The sequence below is a fragment of the Luteibacter sp. E-22 genome (genome assembly GCF_049913125.1).
Taxonomy (GTDB): Bacteria; Pseudomonadota; Gammaproteobacteria; order Xanthomonadales; family Rhodanobacteraceae; genus Luteibacter.
Genome location: NZ_CP183975.1, coordinates 2,206,591 through 2,226,828, shown reverse-complemented (window position 1 = coordinate 2,226,828; position 20,238 = coordinate 2,206,591). Strand labels below are relative to the sequence as shown.

At 62.5% G+C, this 20,238-nt stretch carries 17 protein-coding genes; 12 read left to right on the top strand and 5 right to left on the bottom strand.

The window, feature by feature from the left end:
• Nucleotides 1–39 precede the first annotated feature (39 nt).
• Nucleotides 40–1,533, bottom strand: coding sequence for an MFS transporter (locus ACN9M2_RS10000; RefSeq protein ID WP_426287894.1), 1,494 nt, complete (start codon nt 1,531–1,533; stop codon nt 40–42).
• Nucleotides 1,534–1,709: 176 nt separating this feature from the next.
• Between ACN9M2_RS10000 and ACN9M2_RS09995 the strand changes: the two genes are divergently transcribed.
• From ACN9M2_RS09995 to ACN9M2_RS09980, 4 genes are all read left to right on the top strand, one after another.
• Nucleotides 1,710–2,723: a LacI family DNA-binding transcriptional regulator gene (locus ACN9M2_RS09995; protein ID WP_426284587.1), complete on the top strand. Its 1,014-nt coding sequence runs from the start codon at nt 1,710–1,712 to the stop codon at nt 2,721–2,723.
• 191 nt (nt 2,724–2,914) lie between these two features.
• On the top strand, nt 2,915–5,416 hold the full coding sequence (locus ACN9M2_RS09990; protein WP_426287893.1) for a glycoside hydrolase family 3 N-terminal domain-containing protein: 2,502 nt from the start codon (nt 2,915–2,917) through the stop codon (nt 5,414–5,416).
• Between the two features lie 284 nt (nt 5,417–5,700).
• A complete protein-coding gene (locus tag ACN9M2_RS09985; protein WP_426284586.1) occupies nt 5,701–8,139 on the top strand; it encodes a TonB-dependent receptor in 2,439 nt (812 codons plus the stop codon).
• Nucleotides 8,140–8,290: 151 nt separating this feature from the next.
• The gene (locus tag ACN9M2_RS09980) at nt 8,291–9,886 is read left to right on the top strand and encodes a tryptophan halogenase family protein (RefSeq protein WP_426284585.1); all 1,596 of its coding nucleotides are present in this window, start codon (nt 8,291–8,293) and stop codon (nt 9,884–9,886) included.
• 6 nt (nt 9,887–9,892) lie between these two features.
• Here ACN9M2_RS09980 and ACN9M2_RS09975 read toward each other — a convergent pair whose 3' ends face one another.
• Together ACN9M2_RS09975 and ACN9M2_RS09970 are read right to left on the bottom strand one after the other, a co-directional pair.
• Nucleotides 9,893–10,246: a YkgJ family cysteine cluster protein gene (locus ACN9M2_RS09975; RefSeq protein WP_306846884.1), complete on the bottom strand. Its 354-nt coding sequence runs from the start codon at nt 10,244–10,246 to the stop codon at nt 9,893–9,895.
• A complete protein-coding gene (locus ACN9M2_RS09970; RefSeq protein ID WP_426284584.1) occupies nt 10,233–11,975 on the bottom strand; it encodes a SulP family inorganic anion transporter in 1,743 nt (580 codons plus the stop codon). The genes ACN9M2_RS09975 and ACN9M2_RS09970 overlap by 14 nt, the downstream gene beginning before the upstream one ends.
• An 82-nt stretch (nt 11,976–12,057) precedes the next feature.
• Between ACN9M2_RS09970 and ACN9M2_RS09965 the strand changes: the two genes are divergently transcribed.
• The 3 genes from ACN9M2_RS09965 (at nt 12,058) to ACN9M2_RS09955 (ending at nt 13,991) form a co-directional block, all read left to right on the top strand.
• The gene (locus ACN9M2_RS09965; RefSeq protein WP_426284583.1) at nt 12,058–12,276 is read left to right on the top strand and encodes a ribbon-helix-helix protein, CopG family; all 219 of its coding nucleotides are present in this window, start codon (nt 12,058–12,060) and stop codon (nt 12,274–12,276) included.
• Nucleotides 12,277–12,308: 32 nt separating this feature from the next.
• On the top strand, nt 12,309–12,656 hold the full coding sequence (locus tag ACN9M2_RS09960; protein WP_426284582.1) for a zinc ribbon domain-containing protein YjdM: 348 nt from the start codon (nt 12,309–12,311) through the stop codon (nt 12,654–12,656).
• A gap of 114 nt (nt 12,657–12,770) precedes the next feature.
• Nucleotides 12,771–13,991: a hypothetical protein gene (locus ACN9M2_RS09955; RefSeq protein WP_426284581.1), complete on the top strand. Its 1,221-nt coding sequence runs from the start codon at nt 12,771–12,773 to the stop codon at nt 13,989–13,991.
• 30 nt (nt 13,992–14,021) lie between these two features.
• On the opposite strand, the gene ACN9M2_RS09950 is transcribed toward ACN9M2_RS09955, so the two are convergent.
• Entirely contained in the window at nt 14,022–15,242 is a 1,221-nt protein-coding gene (locus tag ACN9M2_RS09950) for a PQQ-dependent sugar dehydrogenase (RefSeq protein WP_426284580.1), read from the bottom strand.
• 41 nt (nt 15,243–15,283) lie between these two features.
• Between ACN9M2_RS09950 and ACN9M2_RS09945 the strand changes: the two genes are divergently transcribed.
• The 5 genes from ACN9M2_RS09945 (at nt 15,284) to ACN9M2_RS09925 (ending at nt 18,744) form a co-directional block, all read left to right on the top strand.
• Nucleotides 15,284–15,691 carry an ArsR/SmtB family transcription factor gene (locus ACN9M2_RS09945; protein ID WP_426284579.1) on the top strand — a complete coding sequence of 136 codons (408 nt, stop codon included), beginning with the start codon at nt 15,284–15,286 and terminating at the stop codon, nt 15,689–15,691.
• A 7-nt stretch (nt 15,692–15,698) separates the two neighbouring features.
• Nucleotides 15,699–16,169 carry an SRPBCC family protein gene (locus tag ACN9M2_RS09940; protein WP_426284578.1) on the top strand — a complete coding sequence of 157 codons (471 nt, stop codon included), beginning with the start codon at nt 15,699–15,701 and terminating at the stop codon, nt 16,167–16,169.
• Nucleotides 16,170–16,468: 299 nt separating this feature from the next.
• Nucleotides 16,469–16,891 (top strand): hypothetical protein, encoded by a 423-nt coding sequence (locus ACN9M2_RS09935; protein WP_426284577.1) that lies wholly within the window; start codon nt 16,469–16,471, stop codon nt 16,889–16,891.
• Nucleotides 16,892–16,928: 37 nt separating this feature from the next.
• Entirely contained in the window at nt 16,929–18,221 is a 1,293-nt protein-coding gene (locus ACN9M2_RS09930; protein WP_426284576.1) for an SGNH/GDSL hydrolase family protein, read from the top strand.
• Nucleotides 18,222–18,321: 100 nt separating this feature from the next.
• A complete protein-coding gene (locus tag ACN9M2_RS09925) occupies nt 18,322–18,744 on the top strand; it encodes a hypothetical protein (protein ID WP_426284575.1) in 423 nt (140 codons plus the stop codon).
• Nucleotides 18,745–19,386: 642 nt separating this feature from the next.
• On the opposite strand, the gene ACN9M2_RS09920 is transcribed toward ACN9M2_RS09925, so the two are convergent.
• On the bottom strand, nt 19,387–20,238 hold the full coding sequence (locus ACN9M2_RS09920; protein ID WP_426284574.1) for a hypothetical protein: 852 nt from the start codon (nt 20,236–20,238) through the stop codon (nt 19,387–19,389).

Sequence of the window (20,238 nt, the reverse complement as noted above, 5' to 3'; positions counted from 1 at the left end):
GCCTTACGGCACCCACGAAGAATGGGTGAGTTTGGGTAGTTATGCAACTTTGGGTGATTTATGCCTGAGGTGGCCCTCAGGCTCCGGAACGTACAGCGTGCAAAGCCCAGCGATCAGCAAGCTGGCCCCACCCATGCCAAGCGCCCAGATGGGCTGGTTGTGAAAGCACAGCCGCAACAGCAGGCCGAGGATGCTGGCGGCGAGCACCTGCGGGATCACGATGAAGAAATTGAAGATGCCCATGTAGACGCCCATCTTCGCCGTTGGCAGATGGTCCGACAGCAGCGCATACGGCAGCGATAAGATCGAGGCCCAGGCAAAGCCGACACCTACCATCGAGGCGAGCAGCCAGCGTGGATCGCGGATGTACAGGAACGACAGCAGGCCCACTCCGCCAAGGCATAGGTTCACCACGTGGCTGATGCGCAGGCCCCATCGGCGCACCATCAGCGGAATCACCACGGCGGCCAGCGCGCCGAATCCGTTGTACGCGGCGAACAGCACGCCGACCCAGTTGGCTCCCTCGTTGTAGGCGGACGAGCTGGTATCGGCGGTGGCATACATCGTCTGGGTCACGCCTGCGGTGGTGTAGATCCACATCGCGAATAGCGCGAACCACGAGAACAACTGCACCCCGGCCAGTCGCCGCATCGACATAGGCATACCATAGAGATCTCCCATCACCTCGCGCAGCATGCCGTGGCCGCGGGTGCGGCTGAGCCAGGTGAGCAGAAGGCCAAACGCGATCAGGCCGCCGGCCAGCAGATAAACCTCCTTTTCCAGCACGAAATGCCTGATCGCGAACAGCACCGCGATACCTGCCAGAAGCAGTAGCAAACCCGGCCGCCCAGCGCGTGATACATCCACCGATGGTCCTTCAGGCACGGTGTCGGTGAACGACTGCAGCTGCGCGGGTGGGTATTCGCGCGTGGTCAGCATGGTCCACAGCACGGCACCCAGCAGGACCGCGCCGCCCACGTAGAACGCGTACTTCACCGTGTCGGGGATGCCACCATCCGGCGCCACGTTGGCGACACCGACTCGCGCGAGTACCCAAGGCAGGATGGAGGCGATCACGGCACCCGCGCCGATGAAGAAGCTCTGCATCGCAAAGCCAGCGGGGCCTTGTTGCGTCGGCAGTTGGTCGCCGACCAAGGCGCGGAACGGCTCCATCGACACGTTGATCGACGCATCCAGGATCCACAGCAAACCGGCAGCGATCCACAACGCCGGCGCGTTCGGCATCCACAGGAGCGCCAGCGAGGCGAATACGGCTCCGGCCAGGAAGTACGGCCGGCGCCGGCCCAGGCGGTTCCACGTGCGGTCGGAGTAGTGACCGATGATCGGCTGCACGATCAGCCCGGTCAGCGGCGCGGCGATCCATAGGGCGGGAATGTCATTCACGTCCGCACCCAGGGTCTGGAATATCCGGCTGACATTCGCGTTCTGTAGTGCGAGGCCGAACTGAAGGCCGAGAAAGCCGAAACACATGTTCCATATCTGCCAGAACGACAGTGCGGATCTCTCCGTCATCGGCGGTCTGCGCTGTGGTTGATCCAGGTCATGGGTACCTCCTCCAGCGATAGTTATGTCATGGGCCGTCCGATCCCGCATGCTGCGGTCGCAGCATCGGGGCCTGCGGCCACCCTTGTAAAGCGGAGGGTTCTGGCGGCATAGTCAATCGATAGTGTGATGACAGCGGAGAATCCATGCGGGTACGCCTCGAAGATGTGGCGCGCGCGGCGAACGTATCGCCCAAGACCGTTTCGCGCGTGCTTAATGACGAGGCCAACGTCACCGACGCCACGCGCGAGCGCGTGCGCGCCGCCATGGAGGCGATGGATTATCGTCCTCATCCGTCGGCACGCAGCCTGGCGGGCAATCGCTCGTTCCTGGTAGCGATGTTGTACGACAACAACGACAACCCATCATCGACCTACCTGGCCGAAATCCAGGACGGCGTGCTCGAGGCCTGTGACGCGCATCGCTACAGCATGATGGTACGGCCGCTGCGTATGCGCGATGGCGATTTCATCCGTCGCTTCGATGCGTTGATTTCCGACCATCACCCCGATGGCGTCGTCCTGACACCGCCGATCACCGACTATGCGCCGCTGCTGAAACGCCTGCGTGAGCGCAACGTGCCCTATGCCAGCGTGTCGCCGCTGCGACGGGGCAAGACCCTGGGCGTGACGATGGACGAACAGCACGCCGCGCGGGCGATCGTGGAGCATCTGCTGGAGCTGGGCCACCGGCGGATCGCCCATGTGGTCGGCATCGCCAATCATGGCGCCAGCCGTTGGCGGTTGGCGGGCTATCGCGAGGCGATGGCCGCCGCGGGCTTGGCCGAGGACCCGGCCCTGGTGGTGCAGGGAGCTTTCACGTTCGGCTCGGGTGTGGAGGCCGCACGACAGTTGTTCGCACTGGCCAAGCGGCCAACGGCGGTGTTCGCCGCCAACGACGATATGGCCACCGGCGTGATGTGGGCGGCGGGCGAGTACGGCTTGAAGGTGCCGCACGACTTGTCCGTCTGTGGGTTCGACGATACGCCCCTGTCGCGCCAGTTGTGGCCGGCGCTCACCACCGTTCAACAACCCAGCCGCGAGATGGGGAAGATCGCCGCCGAGCAATTGCTGAGTGAGTTACGCGGTCACGGCACCGGCCGGCTCGTGCAACTGCCTTTCTCCCTGCAGATTCGCGGTTCCACCGCCATCGCACCCTAGGCTCCACGTCACCGAATGGGCCAGGGTCATGCTGCAACGCAAATTGACAGCGCTGTCATTCCTGCCAGGATGCGGCTCGGAAGCGTGCCGCCGGTGCGCCTGCAGGGAGCTTTGCCGTGCCATTGCTGCAGCGATCGAGCCTGTTTTTACGATGCATTTCCGTGGCGCTGTCCTTTTGCGGAGCGTTGCTCATGACCGTTCCAGCCATCGCCGGCGATGGCACCGCCGTTCACCCGGAGCAATGGCCAAAAGGCGAATCGCCGCTGCCGCCCGACCCGGCGATCGAATCCCGGATACGGGCTCTCATGGCGAAGATGTCGGTGGAGGACAAGGTCGGCCAGATGATCCAGGCCGACATCAAGTACGTGACGCCGGACGATGTGCGCGAGTACCGCCTGGGCTCGGTGTTGGCCGGTGGCAACTCCAAACCACCCGGCCAGCCGTACCCTGTCGCTTCACAGTGGCAGGCGTTGTCCGACGCGTTTTACCGCGCGTCCATGGATACATCGCGTGGCGGACTAGCGATCCCGGTGCTGTTCGGTATCGACGCCGTGCATGGCCACAACAACCTGGTTGGCAGCACGCTATTCCCGCAGAACTCGGCGCTGGGCGCCACGCGCGATCCGCAACTGATCCACAATATCGGTGAGGTCACCGCGCGGGAACTGCGCGCCAGCGGCATCAGCTGGACATTCGCGCCCACGCTCACCGTGCCGCAGGATGTGCGCTGGGGCCGTTCCTACGAGGGTTATTCGCAGAACCCGGCGCTGGTGGCGCAATACGCCGCCGCCGTGGTCGGCGGACTGGAAGGCAAGCCGGGTACTCCCGCATTCCTCGATGCCGGACATGTGATCGCCACCGCCAAGCATTTCGTCGGCGATGGCGGCACCCGCAATGGCAAGGACCAGGGCGATGCCCAAGTCAGCGAGGAGACGCTGCGCGATGTCCATGCGGCCGGCTATGCGCCTGCGATCAAGGCCGGCGTGCAGGTGGTGATGGTCTCGTTCTCCAGTTGGAACGGGGTAAAGATGGCCGGCAACAAGTCCCTGATCACCGGCGTGCTGAAGGAGCGCATGGGCTTCGATGGGATCGTGTTGGGCGACTGGAACGCGCACGGGCAAGTCCCTGGCTGCACCAACGAGGATTGCGCCGCGGCATACAACGCCGGGCTGGACATGCTGGAGGCGCCCGACTCCTGGAAGGGGCTGTACAAGAACACCTTGGCCCAAGTGAAGGCAGGGGTGATTCCGATGAGCCGCGTCGACGATGCGGTGACTCGCATCCTGCGGGTGAAGATGCGGCTTGGCATGTTCGAGGCCGGTTTGCCGTCGACCAATGCGCTGGCGGTCAAGTCGGCCGACGTGATCGGAAGCCCTTCGCATCGTGCGTTGGCGCGTCGGGCCGTACGCGAGTCATTGGTGCTGCTGAAGAACAACCGAGGGGTTCTGCCGATCGATCCCCGCAAGCACATCCTGGTGGCCGGTGATGGCGCCGACAACATCTCCAAGCAGAACGGCGGCTGGACGCTGACCTGGCAGGGCACCGGCCTGACCAATGCGAATTTTCCGGGAGCCACCTCTGTTTGGGCGGGTCTCCAGGCACAGGTGAAGGCGGCTGGCGGCAGCGCCGAGTTGTCGGTGGATGGCGACTACAAGCAGAAACCCGATGTCGCCATCGTGGTGTTCGGCGAAGACCCTTATGCCGAGTTCCAGGGCGACCTGCCGAACCTGGCATACCGTCCGGGCAACGACCGCGACCTCGACCTGCTTCGCAAGCTGCGCGGGCAGGGTGTTCCCGTGGTGGCGGTGTTCCTGACCGGCCGTCCGCTGTGGGTGAATCGCGAGATCAATGCCGCTGACGCCTTCGTGGTGGCGTGGCTACCGGGCAGCGAAGGGGAGGGCATCGCCGATGTGCTCCTGCGCACCCCGGATGGTCGCATAGCGCACGATTTCCACGGCAAGCTGGCCTATGCGTGGCCACGTAATGCGGTGCAGTTACCGGTCGCGGCTGCCGCACGAGGCGAGCGTCCGCAGTTCCCCTATGGCTTCGGCCTGACCTATGCCGATCGTGGAAACACCGGTACGTTGCCCGAGGACGCTGGCGTCGTACTGAGTTCCGGGCAGGCCGGCGTCTACTTCACCCGTGGCAAGCCGGCACAGGATTTCGTGGTGCGCCTGACCGGCGCGAACGGCAAGGCCATGAATGTCGCCGCCATACCAGCCGCGACACCGGACGGCAGCCTGCAGATCAGCGCGCTCGACTACAAGGCGCAGGAGGACGCGCGCAGCCTGACCTGGTCCGGCATGAGTGCCGGGGCCGCACGTGTCGAACTGGTCGCGCCCGCGCCGCTCGATGTGGATCGCGAAACCAATGGCGACGTCTTGCTGGTGACCACGTTGCGCGTCGATGCGATGTCACCAGGAGATACGTCGACCGTTGGCATCGGTTGCGGCGCCGGTTGTGGCGGCCAGGTAGCTGTCGGGCAGCAGCTTTCCGCCTTGCCTAAAGGGCAGTGGTTGCGCGTGGGTATTCCGTTGAAATGCTTTCGCGACGCCGGCGCGGACATGAGCAAGATCGACCGGCCCTTTGAATGGTCCAGTCATTCCGGCGGACAGGTCGCTATCACCGACGTGTCACTCGGCACGGTGGCGGACCGGACGTTGGCATGCCCGAGTCGCGGTGACAAACCATGAAGGTCTTCTTCGGGTCAGGGTGCCGGGATGTTTATTTGCTTTGCACCAATATCGGACGGTTGAAGGCCCGGCCAACGCCGCGCTGGGCCGTGCGGCATGAGTTTGTAATGCGTGGGTGACGTGCTGCCATGCGGCAAGCATTCGTCGCCATGGCGCTCTATCATCCAGCGATGACAGCGCTGTCATTCTGGGTATGAGCGCCGTGGGGAAGTAGGGGAAATCTTTGTCATGGCCGACGTGTGCGGCGGACAACACTTATCCGAACGACTGTTGGGGAGAGCCAGATGAATCTGCATCGCAAGTTGTTGTATGTCGCCATGTCACTCGCGTTCGCTCCGGGCACGCTGTTCGCGGCGGACCAGGACACGACAGCGCAGAACCCGCCGTCCAGGAATCCAGGGGCCGCTGACAAGAAAGTACAGAATCTGGATGCCGTGTCGGTCACCGCGACCAAGCGCGAGACGCCGCTTCAGAAAACACCGGTGGCGGTCACCGCGATCACCGTCGACACGCTCGACAGGGAGCGCGTGATGACGGTGCAGGACCTGACCAAACTGGTACCCGGCCTGCAAGGTACGTCGCAGGGCGATCATGGCGTGGTGACGCTCACCATGCGCGGCATCGGCAACGACAGCGCGAAGACCGAGTACGCCGATCCCGAAGTCGCCACCTTCGTCGACGGCGTGTATGCGCCGCGCGCGGAGGCCGCATCGGGCCTGTTGCTGGATATGGATGGCGTCGAAACGCTGCGTGGCCCACAGGGCACCCTTTGGGGTCGTAACTCCACCGCCGGCGCCATCAGCTTCCAGACGGCCAAGCCGGATATCGGCGCGGGCTTCTACGGCAATGCGCAGGTCGAAGCGGGCAACTTCAACCAGACCGGTGCGCGCGCCGCGTTCAACCTGCCCATCAGCGACACCTTCGCCATGCGTGTCGCCGTGGTGCACCAGGAGCATGATGGCTACGTCGATTACCAGAAACCGTCGGGCCAGTTGCCCACGGTGGCTCAGCAGCAGCAGGCGTATCTCGCTTCTCCCGTCTCCGGGGGCACGTTGGCCAACTTCAAGCCGATCGACCCCGGCCAGTACGTGCAGGGTGGCAACAAGTACAACTCCCAGGACCAATCCGCCGCGCGCGTCAGTGCGTTGTGGCAGCCCAGCGATGCGTTCAAGTGGAACCTGTCGTACGAATATTTCCGCGATCGCGGCACGCCCAGCCTCAGCCTGATGCAGACCCCGCGCCAGGGGCAGGATTTCTGGTCCGCGCTGATCGATACCGCACCGTACCTGGATCGTACCTCCCATACGGTGCGCAGCCGCATGGACTGGAACATCAACGATGGCGTACAGCTCAGCTACATCGCCGGATACAACAAATACTCCGGCAAAAGCGACTTCGACCAGGACGTCGGTGTCAGCGTGCCTACCAGCTTCACCACCAATGGCGTCTACCAGGACGACCGCACCAACGATTCCAACTACAAGAGCTGGAGCCAGGAAATCAACCTGAAGTCCGTCGGGCCGCAGACCGTGGACTGGATCCTCGGTGCGTACTATGGCTACGAAGACAACGACATCCGCTTCGACATCCCCATCATGAACGGTACGCGTTACGGCACCGTGAGCTGGCAGGGTTCCTTCATCCAGCCGAAGGAAACGGTGGAGTCGTACGCGTTGTTCGGCCAGGCCACCTGGCATCTCAACGACCATTGGCGCCTCACCGGCGGCGTGCGCTGGTCGCATGACGACAAGGAGAACAAGGGCGGCATCAACTGGGGTTGGAACTACGACCCGAACGTGCCGCAGGTGCCGATCTCTCCGGACGTGTATCCGGACCCGTCGAACGGTTTCAATATCTCGCAGCGGAACAGCGCCGAGTACAGCAAGAGCAAGCCGACCTGGCTGGTGCGACTGGATACCGATGTCGGCGAGAACGGCTTGCTCTACGCCAGCCTGTCCACCGGGTACAAGTCGGGCGGCACACAGGACGCGGGCACGCTGTACAAGCCCGAGACGCTGACCAACTATGAAATCGGCAGCAAGTTCACCTTCTTCGACGGCCACATGACGTGGAACTCGGCCATCTATTACGAAGACTTCAAGAACTTCCAGCTTTCCGCGCCCATCGTCTATCCGGATGGCAACCACGGCCTGGGCTTCTCCAACGTGGGCGGCAGCACCAAGGTGTTCGGCATCGAGTCGGAACTGGCTTATCAGCAGAAGGACGATCGCTTCAACCTGATTTTCTCGGCCATTCCGAAGAAGGAACTCGGCAGGCTGGTCTATGCCGGGTCCAACGACTACCAGGGCCTGCCGGCATGCCCGCCGGAATCCAACCTCGCCAACTGCATGAACGTCACCGGCAACGATCTGCCGCATGCGCCGAACATATCGCTCACCGGTATCTACGAACACACGTTCCACCTTGCCAACGGCGGACGACTCACGCCACGCGTCAGCGCGCAGTACCAGAGCTCGCAGTGGCTGAGCTACTTCAACCTGGGATCGGGCGACCGACAGAAGGCATATACGCGCGGCGACCTGTCGCTGCGTTACAGCGAGCCGGGCGACAAGTGGTGGGTCAACGCGTACGTGCAGAACGTGTCCGATGAGAAGACCCGCACCAGCGCCGGGCGTTTCCAGATGTCCGACGGCTCGCTGCAGTACGTGTCGCAGTACCTCGCACCGCGTACCTATGGCGTCCAGGTCGGCGTGTGGTTCTGACGTGATGCTTGGTGGCCCCCATGACGCACATGCCGCCTGAGGTTTGCCGTTCTGCCGGCGACGCTCGGAGGAGCGTCGCCAATCCTCCCCGTGAATGGCGTTTTTGCCGGGTCCGCGTGGGGCGGCCCGGCATTTCTTTCTGGGACACACCATGGCACGTCTGAAGAAAGTGTTGATCGTGGGCGGTGGCACCGCCGGCTGGCTGGCGGCGTGCTATCTGGCCAAGGCGGTCAACGCGGTGGATCCCCGCAGCGTGCAGGTGCACCTGGTGGAATCGCCGGACATCGGCTTGCTTGGCGTGGGTGAAGCCACGTTTCCCTCCATTCGCGGCACGCTGTCGGCCATCGGCCTCGACGAGCGCCGTTTCCTGGTCGGCGCCACCGCGACGTACAAGCAGGGCATCCACTATCGTCATTGGGTGCGGCCGCCGGGAACACCCGGGGCGGACCACTTCTTCCATCCCTTCAACGTACCCAGCCAGCGTCCGGGTGGCCCCGAGCTGTTGCCGTACTGGCTGCTCGGTGCCGCCCCGGAGGGCATGTCGTTCGCCGACGCCGTGTCGATGCAGAGTACCCTGGTCGATCACTCGCGCGCACCCAAGCGTGCAAGGGATGCGGATTACCAGGGACCGATGAATCACGCCTTCCACTTCGATGCCGCCTGCTTCGCGCGCGTGCTCGCCGAGCACGGCCAGCAGGCGCTTGGCGTGGTTCGGCACGTGGCGACGGTGGAGCGCACGGAGCTGGACGAGCACGGCGCCATCGCGCGCGTGGTGACGAAGGAGGAGGGCGAACTCACCGCCGATCTCTACGTGGACTGCACCGGACTACGTGGCATGCTGATCGGCAACGTGATGCAATCCCCCTTCCGCAGCCGGGCGGACGTGCTGTTCGCCGATCGCGCCGTGGCCATGCAGGTGCCGTACGACACCCCCGATGCACCCATCGCCTCGTACACCATCTCCACCGCCCAGGAGGCCGGCTGGATCTGGGACATCGGCTTGCAGAAGCGGCGTGGCGTCGGCTATGTGTATTCGTCGCGGCACACCGCCGACGATCGTGCCGAAGAGGTCTTTCGGCGCTATGTGGGCCGCGCCGGCGAAGGCCTGAAGGCCATGCATATCAAGTTCGAGACGGGATATCGCCCCGAGCACTGGCGCAAGAACTGCGTGGCGGTGGGGTTGGCCGGGGGTTTCGTCGAGCCGCTGGAATCCACGGGCATCGCGCTGATCGAGCTGGCGACCTATCTGCTCACGCACCTGTTGCCCGGCGATACCGACCACATGGAAAGCGCCGCGCGTCATTTCAACGAGATGATGGTGGCCCGCTACGACCGCATCATCGACTTCATCAAGATGCACTATTGCCTTAGCCAGCGGCGCGATTCGCCGTTCTGGATTGACAACGCCGACTTGGCCAGCATCCCGCAAACCCTGCAGGAAAAGCTCGAGAAGTGGAAGCGGCGTCCGCCGCACCGGTTGGATTTCATCAGCGACCTGGAAATGTTCATGACCTCCAGCTGGCAGTACGTGCTGTACGGAATGGAATTCCAGACCGATCTCGAGCCCATGCGCAGCGCCTATCCGCACATGGAAGCCGCACGCCAGGAATTCGCGATGATCCGTCAGGCGGCCGCTCGTGCGCTCGACGATCTGCCGGACCATCGTGCGCTTGTCGAGCAGCTTTGCCGTGAGCATGTGCAGCGTGGGCAGCCGGATGCGGTTATCGCGGCATCCGTTTCCCGTTGAAACACGTCACAACAGAACTTGCCTTGTCCGCGCAAGGAACTGGTGGATCTCGGCCTCGGTCCTCGTATCGATCATGTACACCGGCCGCTTTCCGTTAGGGCAGGGCAATCGTGGTGTCGTGCCGAACAGGCGGCAGATCAGCGGGCGTTCGCCGTAAACCTCGCAGCCATGCTTGCCCAGGTACGGGCAGCTCAGGTCTGAGAGTGCCTTGGCATGTTCGGCCTCGGTCCGGGTGGGCAACCTCGCCACTTCTTCCGACGACGCGGTCACCGGTCCGCAACAGTCATGGCAACCCACGATGCAGGTGAACGATGGGATGCGCCGGCGTAGTGCCTCGATGGTCCGGTCATTGGGCGTCATCGGGTTCCGATCCTTTCTTGTTCTCGGCAGAGGCATGCCCGGCGCTTAGCTCTCGCGACAGTGCCAACGCGGCCTCGTAGTGGTCGACGAAATACAACTCGCCCTCGCGCGGATGCAATGCCATGGCCCGGATCACCCGTTGTGGCTGCGGCTGCAGGCCCGAGACGACGAGTACGATGCCACGCCTGCGACAGCGCTCCAGCAAGGTCTTGAGGGCATGGACACCACTGGCATCGATGATGGGTACCAGCCGCATGCGAAGAATGAAGACGCTGGGTGGCTTCTGGAACTGATCGAGCAGATCGTCCAGCCGATTGGCCGCACCGAAGAACAACGGGCCGCTGATCTGGAACACCTCGACGCCGACCGGCAGCCGGGCACGTTGTGAGGCGTCGTCACCCGTGGCGCGTTCGTCACCGTTTTCATCCAGCAGCTTGATGCCCGTGTTGACTTCGACCGCGTCCGCCATGCGAAACATGAAGACGAAGGCCGATACCACCAGGCCCACTTCGATCGCGATGGTGAGATCGAAGAATACGGTCAGCCCGAAGGTCAACAACAACACCAGTCCGTCGCCTCTGGGTGCCGACAGGGTATGACGAAAATGTTCGATCTCGCTCATGTTCCACGCCACCACCAGCAGTACGGCGGCCAGGGCGGCGAGGGGGACGAACTTCATCAGGGGCGCCAGGGCCAGCATGAACACCAGCAGCAGGGCGGCGTGGATGATTCCGGCAATGGGTGTCTTGCCACCGGCCCGTATGTTGGTCGCTGTGCGCGCGATGGCCCCCGTCGCGGGAAGGCCGCCGAACAAGGCGGAGCCGACGTTGGCGATGCCCTGCGCCACCAGTTCGCCGTTGGAGCGGTGCCGGCCGCCCGTCATGCCATCCGCCACCACGGCCGACAACAGCGATTCCACGCCCGCGAGAAAAGCGATGGTGAACGCACTCGGCAGCAGTTCACGCGTGCGCTCGAAGGGAATATGCGGCATGTCGAACCTCGGCAGCGCCGAAGGCAATCCACCGAACCGACTGCCGATCGTCTCGGTGGGCAAGGCGAAGCCCACGCACAGCGCGGTGCAGACGAGCAGGGCTATCAGGAAGCCAGGCCATCCCGGCCGCCAGCGTCGTATCGCCGCTATCACGGCAAGACCGATCACCGTAAGCCCCACGGTCGCTGGCTGCATGGTGGGAAGCTGGTGCACATAGGCAATCCAGCGCTCGAGAAAATCGGCGGGCACGGTGGCCATCGACAACCCGAGTGCGTCCTTGATCTGGCTGGAAAAGATGCTGACCGCGATCCCCGCGGTGAATCCCGTGATGACTGGTTGTGGCATGTACTTCATCAGGGTGCCGAGCCGCAAAAGCCCGGCACCGATCAACATCAGGCCAGCCAGGAGCGTGCACAGGACCAGGCCGCCGAACCCGAACTTCTGGATGACCACGAACACCACGGGGATGAACGCCGCGGTGGGCCCGCCAATCTGCACGCGCGAGCCCCCCAGGGCCGATATCAGGAAACCCGCGACGATGGCGGTGTAAAGACCTTTTTCCGGGGTGGTGCCACTGGCGATCGCCAGCGCCATGGCCAGTGGCAACGCCACGATGGCGACGGTCAGGCCCGCGATCGCATCGCCGCGAAGGTCGCGCCAGCGATAGCCCTCGGAGAATACGGTGTACAGCTTCGGCAGATACAGGCGCAGGTAGTTGCGAACGGCCTCCGCGTCCATCGTTCCCCCTGGGGCAAGGCAAGCTGAATATGAATCGTATTATAATCGAATACACACCTCATGTGACTCAGGCTGACCGGGTATGCCCACCGAAAACCGTACCGCGCGACTAACCATCCTGATCGACCCACGCAAGAAGGCTGTGTTCGAGCGCTTGTGCGCGGCCGAGGACACGACACCGTCCCAGGTCGTGCGCCGCCTCATCAGGGAATACATAGAGCGCGCCACCGGACGCCCCTGGCACGCGGAGGACGAGGCTTTGTCCGACGAGGCATCCGGGCTCCACTCCAGAAAGAAATAACGTATTTGTCCTACCGATAAGAGAGCCTTTTCATGGAAACCCCAGATATCCCGGCATGTCCGCTTTGCGCCATGGAAAACACGTATCCCGACGGCGACATGTACATTTGCCCGGATTGCGCGCACGAATGGTCCCCGCTGTCGACGACGATCGAGGAGGGGCTGGTAACGGTGCGCGATGTCAACGGCAACGTGCTCAACGACGGTGATTCCGTCGTGGTGATCAAGGACCTGAAAGTGAAAGGCTCGTCGCTCACACTGAAGCAAGGGTCGGTCATCCGTGGCATCCGCCTGGTGGATGGCGATGCCGAGCACATCGAAGGGAATTCGGAAAAGATCAAGGGCCTCGTACTCAAGGTGTGCTTCTTGAAGAAGGCCTGAGCGCCAGTCCAGGGCAGGCGACGCAGGATAGGCCATGCGGCCGACTGCCGCCTCGCGCAGTCTTGGGATGTAATGGAACCGTCACCAGCAGGGCGGTGCGCGCGAGGGGGAATCATGAACGTTGTCGACGCCGGCCGTGTGCCGGTCATCGTCATGGGCCAGGGGGCCACCGCGCTCGGCATCCTGCGTGCCGTCACGATGGCCGGGATTCCCGCCTATGTGGCATGCCCACCCGACGACCTCACGACGCGATCGCGCTGGTATCGTCCTGTCCCGGGAGCTTCATGGGATGGTCGCCCGGGCCCCGCCGCGGAAGACGCGTTGCGCGCGATATCGCTGGAGCGTGCGGTCCTGATCGCCGGCGCGGACGACATCGCCATGTGGCTGTCCGGTCTGCCGTCCGACCTCCAGGAACGATTCCCGGTATCCACCGCCAGCCATGCGGTCCAGGCGCTCCTGCAGGACAAGGCCAGCTTTGCCCGCCACTTGGAGCGCTTGGGAATTCCACACCCTCGAACCTTCCACCTGGGTTCGCTCGCCGAGGTCGACGCTGTTCCCATGGAAACGCTGCAGCGCGTTTTCATCAAGCCAGTGAATTCGCAGCGATTCAGTGACGTCGTGGGTGTCAAGGGTGTATGGGTCCGCACTCGGGACGAGCTGAGGGACACATGGGCCCGTCTGCATGCCCAGGGCTTCTCGCTCATGGCCCAGGAATACATTCCCGGGCCCGCGACCGAGCACTTCTTCGTGGACGGATTCCGCGACACCAGCGGCGCCTATCCCGGGCTGTTCGTCCGCCAGCGGATGCGCATGTCTCCGCCCGATTTCGGAAACAGCTCGTGCTCGCGGTCCGTTCCGCTGGCTGGGACGGAGGAGGCGGTGGGGCAGGTGCGCCGCCTGCTCGACGACGTTGGTTACCGAGGCATCTTCAGCGCCGAATTCAAGCGCGATCCGCGAGACGGGCAGTTCAGGATCATCGAGGTCAACACGCGCGCATGGACGTATGTCGAATTCGCCGCCCGTTACGGGGTGAACGTGTGCGAGATGGCCTGGCAGGATGCGCTGGGCGAGCCGGTGCGGGTGGCCACACGAAGTTATCCAACCGGCAAGTTGTGCGTCGATCTCCACCATGACCTGTCCAGCCTCGGGCGAACGCCGAAGCAGGAAATCGGCAGCGTCTTAAGGTTGGCGGTGCAGTGGGCGAGGGCGGATCTGCACGTATTCCGGTGGAGTGATCCGCGGCCCGCGTTGCACGTGCTCGGGTCCTTGCTGCGAAAACGTGTCGCGCGTACGCGCGACACGGCGTTGGCTCCGCGCCAAGGGTCTTCGGCCTGAGGCACGTCACGTGCCCCAGGCGGCGAAACCTTATTTCGGTGTGAGGCGGAACAGGCCACCGGGTTCGGCGTCTTCAAGTAGCCAGAGCGAACCGTCCGGCGCCTCTTCGATGTCGCGGACGCGTTTGCCGATGCTCCACCGCTGAACCGCGGTGGCGCCGCCCTTGCCGTCGAAAGCGATGCGAATGAAGCCCTCGCTGACAAGGCCACTGGCCAAGGCGCTGCCCTTCCAGTGCGGGAACAGGCTGCCTTTGTAGAACATGAGATTGCCTGGCGCGATCACCGGCACCCAATAGATCACCGGCTTGACGAGATCGGGCCGCGTATCGGCGCTGGGGATAGGCACGCCGTTATAGTTGAGGCCATACGAAACCAGCGGCCAACCGTAGTTCTTGCCGCGCTGGATCAGGTTCAGTTCGTCGCCACCGCGAGGGCCGTGCTCGAGTTCCCACAGTCGACCATCGGGACCGAAGGCGAGGCCATACGGCGTGCGATGGCCGGTCGACCACGTTTCGGCCGGCGTGAGGTTCGGACCGGGGAAGGTATAGGTGCTGACGACGGGGGCCGTCTTGGCTGCCTCGGTATCGGTCGCCGGATCGATCAACGGAATGGTGCGGGCACCGACCTTTCCTGCCCATGGATTGCCCGGCGCGGGTTTGCCGTCGAGCGTCAACCGCAAGATCTTGCCTTCCGGCTGATCGGGATCCTGCGCGGGCGTGAAACGCTGGCGGTCTCCCACGCTGAGGAAGAGATATTTGCCATCGGGTGAGAAGGCGATCTGGCCGCCGGCCTGGCCACCCTTGCCCGTGGGCATCTGGCGCCAAAGCACCTGGAAGTCGTCCAACCGGGGCTGATCGCCATCCAACACGAGTTTGCCTCGGCCCATGGCCAGGCCACCGCCATAGTCACCGGGTGCGACATACGTGAGGTACACATAGTGGTCGCGGACGTAGTGGGGTGAAAGGAAGACGCCCAGCATGCCGTTCTGACCTTCGAAATAGCTGGCCGGCACGCCCTTGACGTCGGTCTTGGCGCCTTGTTGGGTTACCAAGGCCACCCGGCCGACTTTCTCCGTCACCAGCATGCGGCCGTCGGGCAGGAACGCGATGCGCCAGGGAAGATCGAGGCTGGCCACCTTCGTCATGGTGAAGGGAAGATCGGGATCCGATGTCTGATCGCCTGCATTGGTCTGTGCATGAGTGGCGCTTGCCAGCACGCCGCCGAGCAAGATCCCGGTTACCAGCTTCTTCATGTGGATGTTTCCTCGGGTCGGAGTGACGCGGGAGATCTTAAGTGCTCCGGTTGCAAATCTCCCATGCCTGTCTTACAGTGAACCATATGGTTCACTATCAAGCCCGCCTCGATGCGACGTTTGCCGCGCTCTCCGATGTCACCCGGCGCGGCGTGCTGGAGCAACTCGGGGGTTCGGACGCCTCGATCACCGATCTTGCCCAACGATTTCAGATGACCCTCACGGGCATGAAGAAGCACGTCAGCATCCTGGAGCAGGCGGGGCTCGTGACCACGGAGAAGGTCGGACGTGTACGCACCTGCAAGCTCGGACAGCGCCGGCTGGAAGAAGAGGCTGCCTGGATCGAGCGGCATCGCCAACTCTGGAGCGCGCGGTTCGACGCTCTGGACGAGCTAGTCGAACACTTGAAACGCAAGGAGAAGGCAGATGACCAACGCAAGAGAAGGTAGTGCCGCCGTGAACCAGACCGCCGTGAACCGCAAGTCCGATCGCGAGCTCGTCGTGACGCGAACGTTCGATGCCCCCGTGCACATCGTCTTCGAAGCATGGAGCAAGCCCGAGTTATTCAAACTCTGGTGGGTTCCGAAGTCGGCGGGCATGTCGCTGGTCTCGTGCGACATGGATATTCGCACCGGGGGCACGTATCGCCTCGTGTTCCGCCATCCGGCTTTCGATCAACCGATGGCGTTCTTCGGCACGTATAAAGAGGTAACGCCGGACAAGCGCCTGGTATGGACGAATGAAGAGAGCGATCAGGGCGCCGTGACCACGGTGACCTTCGAAGAACATGCCGGCAAGACGTTGGTCACCCTGCACGAAATCTATCCCACGAGTGCGGCCCTCGACGAAGCAATCTCTGGTTCGGCGGAAGGCCTGCCCGAACAGTTCGCGCAGCTGGATGAGCTGCTCGCAGGCAGAGCCGCGTAAGGACGATCGTTGCTGGCCAGCATGCCAGGGGAGGGTACCCTGGCATACCGCTCGGGATAACGAACCGCACTTGCTAGCCGTCGCGCGGCTGCCTATCGTGCGAGCTTCAGCATGCCGCTGACAGGGGAGGGGACGCTGTGGAAACTGTGCTGCTTCGTGCGTCGACGCTGCTTTGCGCCTTGGTTCTCGCCAGTGTTCCGTTGCAGCCTGCCGCTGCGCAGAGCGCTCCCGCTGCAACGGTCCCAGCCGCCACGAGCACGACGGAAACACCCGAGGCACGTCCCTCGGATGTTTCTTCGATGGGCGCGATCATCGAAGCGGTGTACGACGTGATTTCAGGTCCCAAAGGACAGGAGCGCGACTGGAACCGAATGCGTTCGCTGTTCGTGCCGGGGGCACGCCTCATTTCGGCTCGTACGGGAAAAGATGGAGTCACCTCGGCGCATGTCATGAGCGTGGATGACTACATCCGGCTCGGCGATCCTTTGCTGAAGAAGGATGGGTTCTTCGAGCGCGAGGCACATCGCACGGAAGATCGCTTCGGCAACATCGCCCAGGTATTCAGCACTTACGAGTCGCGCCACGAGAAGGATGGCAAGCCATTCCAGCGGGGCATCAACAGCTTTCAGCTTTTGTTCGACGGAAAGCGCTGGTGGGTGGTGACGATCTACTGGCAGGGCGAGCGGCCGGAGCTGCCGATTCCGAAGCAGTACGGCGGCTGATCGAACACGATTTCGTGTCCCTGTGCAGGAGAGCCTAATGGCTACAAAGCTGTTTTCGACAGCTGGATTTTTCGGAATTGCGCTTGCGGTGACGGGCGCTCTGGGCGCGGTGGCCCAGACATCGGCAGCGCCGACGGAAACGCAGGTCTGGCGCGAGGCCTACCAATCCAGTCCTGCCCATTACGATCCGCTGGCACCAGAGTTCGTGAAGATGTTGGTGGAGAAATTCAAGATGCCGCCGGCGGCGGTCGAGCAGATGCGGCCGCAAACCGCGAGCGGTACGCAGCGAGTCCGCCTCGCCGTGTCGGCACGGGGACCGCAGATTCGCATCCGCGTTTCGAACGAGGAAGGGACGGAGCCCTTGGTTCTTGCCGCGGCGAGTGTCGGGCTCGCCGGAGACGGGTATGTGTCCAAACCGGGCACGCTTAAATCTGTCACTTTTAGCGGCCGTCACAATGTCACCGTCCCTGTGGGCGCTCCGGTCCTGAGCGATCCCATCGCACTCCCGGTGGCACCCGGCACCGAACTGATCGTCAGCACCTACGCCACAGGGTCATTCAAGCTCGATCCTCTGGGAGGCGGTACGGTCGTCGTGGCAGCTGGCGACCAGACGATGAAGAGCGAGCTTGCCGGGGGAACGCCGATGGTGGGCAGGTCCACCGTCACGGGCGTCGCCGTTTTGTCGCCGCCCTCCCGGCGAGTCATTGCAACACTCGGTGACTCCATTACCGATGGTAATCGTCCCGCGCTCACGGAAACCCGCAGTTGGCCGGAAGCGTTGGCAAGCAGGCTCGCGGCGCGCCGGAGTGGCGGTGACTATGCCGTCGTGAATGCCGGCATAGGCGGCAATCGTGTCCTGGGCGGCGGTTGGGGACCGTCCGCGCTCGCCCGTCTGGACCGCGACGTTCTGCGGATCGATGGGCTATCACACCTCTTTGTCCTCGAAGGTACGAACGATATCGGCATGTCGGGGCATACGGTGTTCGGCAATAACCCCGTCGTTACGCCTGAGGACCTGATCGCCGGTTATCGACAGATTATCGCCCGCGCTCATGCGCGTGGCGTCAAGGTCATCATGGGGACGATCATGCCGTTCGGTGCTTCCATGACGCACTATTCGCCGGAGAACGAGCGAACGCGGCAAGCGGTCAATCGTTGGATACGGACGTCGCGGGAGGCGGATGGCGTGGTCGATTTCGATCGAATTGCCAGAGATCCGACCAACCCGGCGAACATGCGTGCGGAGTTCGGATCGGAGGATGGGTTACATCCGGGGGCTGCGGGGTATAAGGCGATGGGGGAGGCGGTTGATCTTTCGGTGTTTGAATAGGTTCGGATGCCCTTGAGCATGTTCCACCGAGACGCCCGCCACCCAGGTGGACATAACGCAGAGATGTGTCCAAGTTACGTCTCACCAGGAGTTGAACCCCATGATGAAACCACCTCTTAAAGCGCTACTCGTCGCCGCCAGCCTCATTCTTTCCAATTCAGTGTGCAGTAGTGAGCTTTCCGGTCCGTGGATACTATCCATCGAGAATCCCGAACATCGTGTTGTTGCCACTCTCAAGGTGAAGTTCACAGACGAGCAGGCGCAATCTTGCATTAGTGGCGATTGGAAGGTTTTGGAGATCGTTTCATCGACGACGCAGGACAAGAATTTCTTTCCAATATCAGACCCACTCTCATATCAAATTGAGAAAAATCAACTCACGATTGGTCGCAATGAGGTTTGCGATGCGTATCTTTGGCTGAAAGGCCCACTCGGAGGTCCTTCGGTAAAGGGCGACTACTTCAGATTGGGACTTGGAGGAGGTACTCCGCTTGGCTACTTCAACTTGGATCAAGCAAGGTAATGATGGCGTCAGCTCGCAAATGACTGCTCGCACCAAATGCGCACTCCGCGAGTAAGGCCTTCCTTATGTCCGAGTCGCGTCTCGCATCCGACTCGTATCGCCAGCGCAGCGGTTCATCGGCTCGTCAGGCCGCAAGCTTGTGGTTTGGCCACTGGCTGCCCAGCTTGAATAGCGCACATCTGCAGGAGCTTTGGCACTAAGCGTGCCAAAGCACCTGTAGGTCGATGTCGCCGCTGTCCGGACGTCGGTTGGCGTTGAGCATGTCGACATGCCAGAGGTGTTTCACAAGTTTACATAATATACATTATGCGAATTCGTAGATGGCTGGATGCTGGTTGCCGCTCCCCGCTTAGCCATGTTACTTGCCGTTTGACTGCGTCATCCAGTGTGCGGAACTAAACATTGATCGTTTCAGCCTCGTACGGGCTAAATTAGCAAGCATCTAACGCTCGCCCCGCACTGGATCGACGATGGCGCCCGTGTAGTCGGCGCGTCTTGTGCGACAGGAGCTCATTTGGCTGACACCGCCAGTGCGCCCACCTCCAGCCCCTGGCGTTGGGTCGAGCGACATCTAGATCTTCCCTACGCGATCAGCGCCACTGGTATGGCGGTTGACGCATCGTTCGGCAATGTATTTGTGGTTCAGGACGCTGTCATTGCCATGCTGGCGAAGGAGGCACAGAACCAGTCTGAGGCAGCCAGCGCTTCATATGTCGCGACTCGCCAGCCGTTGCGGTGACTTTGCGCCCAGCTCGTTGCCAGCTCTTTTAAATAATCACGCACCGCTTCCGCATGGCCGCGCAAGGCGATTTGCTGAAGCGCATGACGCATCCCCTCCACTTCGACAGCCGAGTGAGACGCGTAGAGCGCTGCGAGGTCGAAAAGCTTAAAATGGCGTTCTACGCGGCATGCGATTATCTCGTCCCATTTTTCGGATGGAGCAACCGAAAAACGGATCGCAACCGGGTTTCCTTCCATCACGGTAGCCTGGAGCCAACGCTCGGCATCCACGTCGTCAAAATACGGATGAAGCGTCTGTTGATTGGGAGTATCCGCGGTGGTGGCCAGCTTGATCTTGTTGCACTCTTGACAGGCTGGCACCAAGTTGACTGCGGTGATCACGAGCGCGGGATGGCCTGTTTGAGGCAGGTAATGGTCGAGCGTGGACACAGTGCGCTGAGCACATAACGGACAAATATCGTTCTTCGGCTGTTTCTTTATTGCATCGTAGATATTTCGCGTGCCTACGCTCTTGACGAAGGTCCCCTTGTAGAGGCGTTTCATTTCATCTACGCGCAAATCGCCGACGGTCGGCGTTGCATCAATCTTGTACCACTCGGCCTTGGCGGCTCTCGCCAAGTATTCACTCTCAGCCTGATCGACAAGAGGCGCAATTGCATCTAAGCGCGCGGCGAGGTCCTTGTCGCGAATGCTCTCCACACACAATTTAAGAGTGGCGCGGGCCGTAAAATCTGGGCGTTTGAGGGACTGCAT